Origin of the sequence: Pseudomonas sp. K5002 (genome assembly GCF_013386655.1) — a bacterium.
Taxonomy (GTDB): Bacteria; Pseudomonadota; Gammaproteobacteria; order Pseudomonadales; family Pseudomonadaceae; genus Aquipseudomonas.
Window position 1 is genome coordinate 208 of the sequence record NZ_JACARK010001148.1, and the last position, 535, is coordinate 742.

At 64.5% G+C, this 535-nt stretch carries 1 pseudogene; it reads right to left on the bottom strand.

Annotated elements, in window-relative coordinates:
* A pseudogene (locus HX846_RS34220) lies at positions 1 to 535 on the bottom strand (3-deoxy-D-manno-octulosonic acid transferase); the annotation flags it as partial.

Genomic DNA, 535 nt, shown 5'->3' on the forward strand with positions numbered 1-535 from the left:
CTCGAACAAACGCTGCACCGCCACCGCCAAACCCTCGGCATCGTCCACTTCCTGCAACGCACCGGCGTCACGCATCATTGCGCTGATTTCAAGGAAGTTGAACACGTGGGGCCCGCAGATAACCGGCTTGGCCAAGGCCGCCGGTTCCAGCGGGTTATGCCCGCCCGTGGCAACCAGGCTACCGCCGACAAAAGCGCTGTCGGCCAGGGCATACAGAAACAGCAACTCGCCCATGGTGTCGCCCAGCAACACCGAGGTTTGCGCCGTCACCGCCTCGCCGCTGGAGCGACGCACCGTGGCGAAACCCTGTTGCTGGCACAACTCGAACATCGGGTTGAAGCGCTCCTGATGGCGCGGCACCAGGATCAGCAACGCATTGGGATAACTGGCAAGCAACTGGCGATGGGCGGCGAGCACCACTTCGTCTTCGCCTTCGTGGGTGCTGGCGGCGATCCACACCGGGCGTTCACTGGCGTGCCACTGTTCACGCAACGCGGCGGCGCGCGCCAGCAGTTGCGGGTCGATGGTCAGGTCG